Annotated in this window: 6 protein-coding genes; all 6 read right to left on the reverse strand. The window is 63.5% G+C overall.

Annotated features, from left to right (window positions below; translation table 11 throughout):
• On the reverse strand, positions 1-853 hold an 853-nt coding region (locus tag WIMU1_RS25600; RefSeq protein ID WP_062801330.1), incomplete at its 3' end, for a Bax inhibitor-1/YccA family protein.
• 157 nt (positions 854-1,010) lie between these two features.
• The gene (locus WIMU1_RS25605) at positions 1,011-1,772 is read right to left on the reverse strand and encodes an SDR family NAD(P)-dependent oxidoreductase (protein ID WP_062801332.1); all 762 of its coding nucleotides are present in this window, start codon (positions 1,770-1,772) and stop codon (positions 1,011-1,013) included.
• A 47-nt stretch (positions 1,773-1,819) separates the two neighbouring features.
• On the reverse strand, positions 1,820-2,518 hold the full coding sequence (locus tag WIMU1_RS25610) for a TetR/AcrR family transcriptional regulator (RefSeq protein WP_062801333.1): 699 nt from the start codon (positions 2,516-2,518) through the stop codon (positions 1,820-1,822).
• On the reverse strand, positions 2,469-4,751 hold the full coding sequence (locus WIMU1_RS25615) for an MMPL family transporter (RefSeq protein WP_062801335.1): 2,283 nt from the start codon (positions 4,749-4,751) through the stop codon (positions 2,469-2,471). Before WIMU1_RS25615 ends, WIMU1_RS25610 begins: the two co-directional genes overlap by 50 nt.
• Before the next feature lie 132 nt (positions 4,752-4,883).
• Complete coding sequence (locus WIMU1_RS25620; protein WP_062801337.1) at positions 4,884-6,062, reverse strand: oxygenase MpaB family protein; 1,179 nt, start codon at positions 6,060-6,062, stop codon at positions 4,884-4,886.
• 31 nt (positions 6,063-6,093) lie between these two features.
• Positions 6,094-6,765, reverse strand: coding sequence for a TetR/AcrR family transcriptional regulator (locus WIMU1_RS25625; RefSeq protein ID WP_084248573.1), 672 nt, complete (start codon positions 6,763-6,765; stop codon positions 6,094-6,096).
• Between the last annotated feature and the right edge of the window lie 108 nt (positions 6,766-6,873).

Genomic DNA, 6,873 nt, shown 5'->3' on the forward strand with positions numbered 1-6,873 from the left:
TCAGCAGGCGCAGGATCTCGACGTACAGCCACACCAAGGTGACGGTGAGTCCGAGAGCGATGCCCCAGGCCGCCTTTTCCGGTGCGCCCGAACGGATCAGCTGATCCGCGGCGTCGAAGTCGATCAGGAAGCTGAATGCCGCAAGCGCGATGCAGACGAGCGAGAAGATGATCGCGATCGGTCCGCCGTCACGAAGGCCCAGTCCGTCGCCACCGTTGAAGAACCCGATGACGAGGTTGCCGAGGATCAGCACGAGCACGCCGATCAGGCCCGCGAAGATCATCCGGGTGAACCGCGGGGTGACGCGGATGGCGCCGGTCTTGTAGACGATCAGCATGCCGCCGAAGACACCGAATGTCGCGAGCACCGCCTGGCCGATCAGGACACCGGCGCTGACGTCGCCGGCAACAACCCAGTTGGCGAAGACGAACGACACCGTACCGACGAACAGACCTTCGAGCAGCGCGTAACTGAGCACGATGGCCGGATTGTCTTGCTTACGACCGAATGTCGCGACGAGGACGAGGCCGAGCCCACCCAGCGCGCCGACCAGCATCAGCGGCATCGCCAAGGCTTCGTTCTGGCTGGCCAGGAAGTACGAGACAGCCGCCGAGAGGATGAGGACACCGAGGGTGGCGGCTGTCTTCATCACGACGTCGTCGATGGTCAGGGTTCGCGATCCGACCTGCTGCCCTGGACGGGCGAACGGATCGGCAGGCGGTTGCCCCGTCTGCTGATTCCACATCGCGCCCTGGCCGGCGCCGGCTGCACCAGCGCCAAAGCCGGCGTAGCCGCCGGGTCCCTGGTTGCTGCGCACTACTCCGCGCATCACCGGATTGCTGCTTTCACGCACCGTTTTGGTCCCTTCATCAAGTGATCCCACTTATGCACGCTCAACGAGCGGCGTGGCTATCGAGTTCCGACTTTACCTTCTCTTGAACTTCGGTGCAGTCGACTCCCCTGGGGGACCAGCTGCCGGGCCGAACAGTCGGCTCAGAGCATCGATCTGGTCAGCCCCACCGGCTGTGACCGCCATCGGCGGGGATCGTCACACCGCTGAGATACGCCGCATCCGTACTGCACAGGAACACCGCGATTCGACCGATGTCCTGCTCGGCATCACCGATCCGGCCCAGCGGGATGCTCTTGACAAACGCTTCGGCCGCCTCCGGGTACGTCTCTGTCCACCACTGCAACGATGGCGTCATGGCATGCGGCGCAATGGCGTTGACGCGGATGTTGTCCTTACCCCATTCGCAGCCCGCCGCCCGGGTCAACGAGCGCGTCGCTTCCTTGACGGCGGCATAGGGTCCGTACGTGGCCATGTCCCAGCGGACCGCCGACGACGTCACCAGGTTGATCACCGATCCCCCACCTCTGGCAACCATCAGCGGATGACAGGCCTTCATCAACCGCAACACGGCGAGCGGTCCGGTTCGGAAGAACCTGGTGAAGTCGTCGTCGGACACGTCGAGCAGCGGGATCGGCATCGCATCGTTGGCGTTGTTCACCAGGATGTCGACCCCACCCAACCGTTCTGCGCACGCCTCGACGATGCTTGAGCAATCGTCGGCCTCGCTGACGTTGCCCACCAGGTACTCTGCCCGCACACCGTTGGCTTGCAGTTTCTCGGCAGCCGCGGCCAACGGCTTCTCGTGACGGCCGCAGATGAAGATGTCGGCACCTTCCTTGCTCAGTGCCGAAGCGATGCCGAAGCCCACCCCTTTGCCGCCGCCGGTGATCAATGCAACCTTGCCGTCCAGAACTCCCATGCAGCAGACACTAGCGAAACTAGAACACGTTCACCCCGCGAATGGAGTCACGAATCGGGACCTCGGCGGCCTCGCTGTTCGACGATGAAGTCGCGGATCTCCTTGGGCCCGACGTCTCCACCGATCAAGTCCTTGGTGGCCCGCCCGAGACACACAGATGTCAGGACCCGTTCGGCGAGTTCGTAATCCTCGCCGATCGCAATGTAAGGCTTTGCGATCATCAACGCGGCGACTCCGTGTGCGGCGGTCCACAACTCGAGCACCACGGGGGTCGGGTCGCCCTTGTCGACAAACCCCTCGTCCATCAAACGCTCGATCGTCTCGGCGAAATGAACAAAAGCCGACTGCCCGAGAACGGCATCGGCATCGGTGCCCTCGGCGCAGACCTTCATGGTCGCCACCCGGTACAGTTCCGCGTTCTCGACCGCAAAACGCACATAGGCCATCCCCTGCGCATGTGCCGCTTCCCAGCTGTCCTCGTGCTCGGCCCCGGCAGCCCGCATCACTTCGTCCAGTCGGGTGAAGTACTGCGCCACCACTTCGTCGATCAGTGTGTCCTTGTCGGCGAAGTGGATATAGATCGAAGGCGGCGTGACCCCTACCCGATTGGCGACAGCACGGATCGAGACCGCTGACTCGTCTCCACTTTCGAGAAGCAATTCGGTTGCAGCGGTGAGGATCTCCGCGCGCAGTTGCTCACCCGAGCCGCGAGGGGACCTGCGGCGCCTCAGTCGCTCGACTGTCATGGCCACCTTCCTCACTCAGACCGAACCTGTCATGGAACTTGCGTAGGGGCGCCGGTGCCCACCAGTTTGCCCGGCCGGCGATCTTCATGAATGCAGGAACGAGGAACATGCGGATCAACGTTGCGTCCATCAAGACCGCCAGCGCGAGACCGACACCGAACATCCGCATGAAAGACACCTGCGAGAAGGCGATTCCGGCAAAGACGATGGCCATCAGCAGCGCAGCGGCCGTCACAACCCGGCCGGTTCTGGCCAAGCCGTACGCGACCGCGTGATCGTTGTCCGCCCTGGTCCTGCCGGACTTGAGCCACTCTTCCCGTATCCGCGACAGCAAGAACACCTCGTAATCCATCGACAACCCGAAAGCGATGCAGAACATGAGTACGGGCATGTTGGCGATGAGCGTGCCGGTGGTGGTGCTTCCGAGCCCTCCGAGATTGCCGTCCTGGAAGATCCAGACCATCGCGCCGAATGTCGCCGTCAGCGAGAACACGTTGAGCACCAGCGCTTTCACCGGTAGCAGTACCGAACCGGTGAGCAGGAACAACAGGATGAACGTCGTCACGACGATGACAACGAACACCTCGGGGAGGTGGTCGATGATGCTGTTGACGTTGTCGATGTTCTGCTGTGCCAGACCGCTGAACAACGTCTCGGCGGGTGCGGGCACCTCACGAAGCGCGTCGAGCTGGTCCTGACCGCGTTCGGAGAACGGATCGACGGTCGAGGAAACGGTGAGATAGGCGGCGTTGTCGGCGGTCATGTCGTTGCCACCGTTGCCCACCCGTTGTCCGTCGACGAACGTTCCGACCGGGGTTGTGACCGCGGTGACGTCGGCCACCTGGGAGAGGTCCTGGCCATACCGCGACATCGTGGGCTCGCCGAGGTCGCGGGCCTCCGGGATCACTATGTTGACGGACGCGGATGCGTTCTGTGAATAGTCTTCTCGCAGTTCGTCACCGAGTACGCGCGCGGACGCCGACTCCGGGAGCACACGGTCGTCCGGGTAGCCGAACTTGATGCCGAGGAACGGGGCACCCAGGACGAGAAGCAATGCGACGACGGCCAACCCGACCGGGACGGCGTGACGCAGGACAAACTGTGTGGAGCGGTACCACATCGACTCTTCGGGTTCGGGCACATGCGGTTCGTCTCGGCCGAGGAGCCTTCGGATGGGCCTGCGCACATCAAGTGAGTCGATGCGCGGGCCGAGCACAGCGATGAGTGCCGGTGCCACCACGAGCGCGGCAGCGGCGGCCAGCGCCACCACGGCCAGTCCCGCATAGGCGAACGACCGCAGGAAGTACATCGGGAAGATCGCCATCGCAGCGAGCGAAAATGCCACTGTCACAGCGGAGAACAGAACTGTGCGTCCTGCCGTCGCGACGGTGACGACAAGAGCGTCATCCCGGTTCCGTCCGGCCTGCACTTCTTCTCGGTAGCGGTTGATGATCAAGAGTGTGTAGTCGATGGCCAGCGCGAGCCCCATGGCCGTCGTCAGATTGAGGGCGAAGACGGACACGTCGGCAAAGAGCGTGAAACCTCGCAGTACAGCCGTTGTTCCGATGATCGCGAAGATACCGATCGCCAGCGGTAGCACGGCCGCGGTGAGTCCTCCGAACACCCAGATGAGAAGCAGGAAACTGATCGGGATCGCCACTGCCTCAGCGACGAACAGGTCACGGCTGGTCTGTTCGTTGACCTGCGAGTAGACCATCGCCTGTCCACCGACGAGAACGTCGATCCCGGGGAACTGGCCGGTGAAAGACGGGGCGCTGAAACGGTCTTCGATCTTCCTGCCGTTGCCCGCAGCGTCCTTGTCGCCCCCCGCGACCGTGAACGTGATCAGCCCGGATGTGCGGTCTTCGGAAATGAGCGCGGCTGCTGCTTCCGGATTGTTCCACGCCGAGATGATCGGTCTTTCGACGAAGCTCAACGACTCGAGTTCGCGCACCACGGCGTCTGCCGCGGTCCGCGCAGTGTCGCTGTCGGAGATGTTGGGTGTTCCCGACTCGTGCAGGCGGATGACCACCTGCAGGCCCCCGCGCTCGAAGGTGTCGCTCATCACCTCGATCGCCTTGGCCGATTCGGAATCCGGGTCCTGGAAACCGCCGGCGGCCAGCTGACCGGACACCGACGAGCCGAGGACCCCGCAGATGATGAGCAACAGCAGCGCTCCGGCCAGGACGCGCTTCGGGGCGGCGATGACGCCACGGGCCAACGAGGACAACACGGCAGATCCTTTCGAGTCATTCTCAAGTGATCGCCGTTAAGTTATCAGCACTATCTTAGCGGGGTCAATGCCATTTACCAGCAGTAAAGATCGAGAACCCGTCGGCAACCCATGCCCGACAAAGCACGGGCACTACGCAACCGAGTCCACGTGGGCGATCTGTCGAGCGTCCATGCCCAGGCCCCACATGACAACCCGCATCTCGCGCCGGACCACCCGATCCTCGTCGCCGAGCAATCCGATCACCCGTGCCACCTCGCGGGCGCGAACCGCAGGCCTGGCCACATCGACGAGGTGATGCAACGGCGTGCGGCGAAGGCCCATCTTTCCCGCGGACGGTTTGTCCATCCAGCGCGTCGAGATCGATGAAAACGACACGGACAACATGGGCCGCAGTACCGAGTTCATCATCGTGGCCAACGGACCCGGCATCAGCGGGATGTCTATCCGGTAGCCCTCCCGCAGCAATGCCCGGGTCAAGGTCTTCGACGCCTCATCTGGTTCGAGGTCGAATTGTGCTCCCACATCGAACAATTCGTTGGCGGCGCCGAAGTTGTTGGGCAGCAATTGCTCGTCCACCCCGATGACCCAGCCGATCCATCGCCACAGATGCGCGATCGCTTCGTGCTCGGCGGCCGAGTACTGGATACCGAGGTCGCGTGCCACCTTCATCGGCAACGCCAAGAACCCCCCACCGATGGTCAGGGCGCTGTACGTCTGGCTGATCGGGACGCCCCACTCGGTCACATCCCAGCCACCTTCGGTGATCAGATGGTGTCGAACCATCGCGTGGACCAGGCGGATCCGGAGAGTCTGCGCCCAACCTGCATTGCCGGGCAGCATCTGACCCGGTGCGGTCGCCAGGGCGATCCAGCGACCGGTACCCAGCACACGGTCGTAGGTGTGCTCCTCGAACCGGCCAGTTGCCGCGAGCGGCCGGACGAATCCGCGCGCCTGATAGCCGTAGATCAACGACTGGTAGAGCGTGCTGGACTGGAGTGTTCCGAACTTCCACCAGGCTCGACCACCCGCTTGAGCGACGGCCGCATCGAACCACGGCGGCGGCGTCGATGCGGCATCAAGCAGCTCCCGCAGTCGAGGCGGTGCGTCATCGATCCGGCCAGGCAGGTCGTCAAGAATCTGCAGGATGTCTCGCCAGCCGTAACCGTCGAGGGCAAACATCTCCTCGATGGCGGCTTGGGCAAGCGGGTCACCCATATGCAACCCAGCCTCGAGCCGATCGACGAGGTCAGGATGGCGTTCGCGGACGACGTCCCAATTCGCTGCGCCTGTGATCTCCGATGCACCCATGAATCATGGTGTATTTAACAGGCGCTCGAGGTCAACCCTTGACCACTTCTCCAGCTTCGTCGGTCTCGACCGGCAGCTCGACCTCGGGCAGTCGCACCCGTTCGCCGCCCACACCGGCAAAGCCGGCCCAGATCAGTTCGGTGATGTGGTCGACGAGTTCGGCACGATCCATCGTGGGCGTCTTGCTCCACCAGTCCACGGCGGTCCAGATGGCTCCGACCAGGGCACGCGCCCACGGCCCGGACGCCCGGGTGTCGGCCCCGAGCTGCGCCAGGGCTATGTCCAGGACCTGCTCGATGAATCCGGTGACCTCGGCCGAACCGACGCCGACCTGCATGCGTGGAGCCAGAACAGCTGCAAGCTTGCTGTTGTCCTCCATCCACCGGGCGAGGATGTCGATCACCGACCGCGTCTGTTCCTTGGGGTCGTGCAGGGTGTTCACCATGGTCCCGACCTCTAAGACGAGGTTTTGGGTGTGTCTCTGCGCCAGCGCCGCCAGGAGGTCGCTGCGGTCGGCGAACGCCGCGTACACGGCCGAGCGGGTCAGGCCGGCTCGTTTCGCGACACCGGCGAGACCGAAATCGACCCCGTTTTCGATGATTTCCGCCTCAGCGGCATCAAGCAATTCTTCGCGCCGTGCCCCAGGATCGACACCGGGGCCAGGCGGTCGGCCGCGACTGCGTCGAGTGGATCCGTCAGACATGTCGTTCAGTTTGCCACTTTCCTTGCCTCACATAGTTGCCCGAGGTCAATTACGGCGATTCGTCACATGCCTGCGGCGAGTGAGCCGGCCGTCACCGCCCACTTGTGC

The organism is Williamsia muralis NBRC 105860 (genome assembly GCF_001598915.1).
In the GTDB taxonomy this organism is placed as follows: Bacteria; Actinomycetota; Actinomycetes; order Mycobacteriales; family Mycobacteriaceae; genus Williamsia; species Williamsia muralis.

What these genes read in the sequence shown, in the direction of transcription:
- WIMU1_RS25625 (WP_084248573.1), bottom strand. Translation starts at nt 6,765, where the DNA reads ATGTCTGACGGATCCACTCGACGCAGTCGCGGCCGACCGCCTGGCCCC.
- WIMU1_RS25620 (WP_062801337.1), bottom strand. Translation starts at nt 6,062, where the DNA reads ATGGGTGCATCGGAGATCACAGGCGCAGCGAATTGGGACGTCGTCCGC.
- WIMU1_RS25605 (WP_062801332.1), bottom strand. Translation starts at nt 1,772, where the DNA reads ATGGGAGTTCTGGACGGCAAGGTTGCATTGATCACCGGCGGCGGCAAA.
- WIMU1_RS25610 (WP_062801333.1), bottom strand. Translation starts at nt 2,518, where the DNA reads ATGACAGTCGAGCGACTGAGGCGCCGCAGGTCCCCTCGCGGCTCGGGT.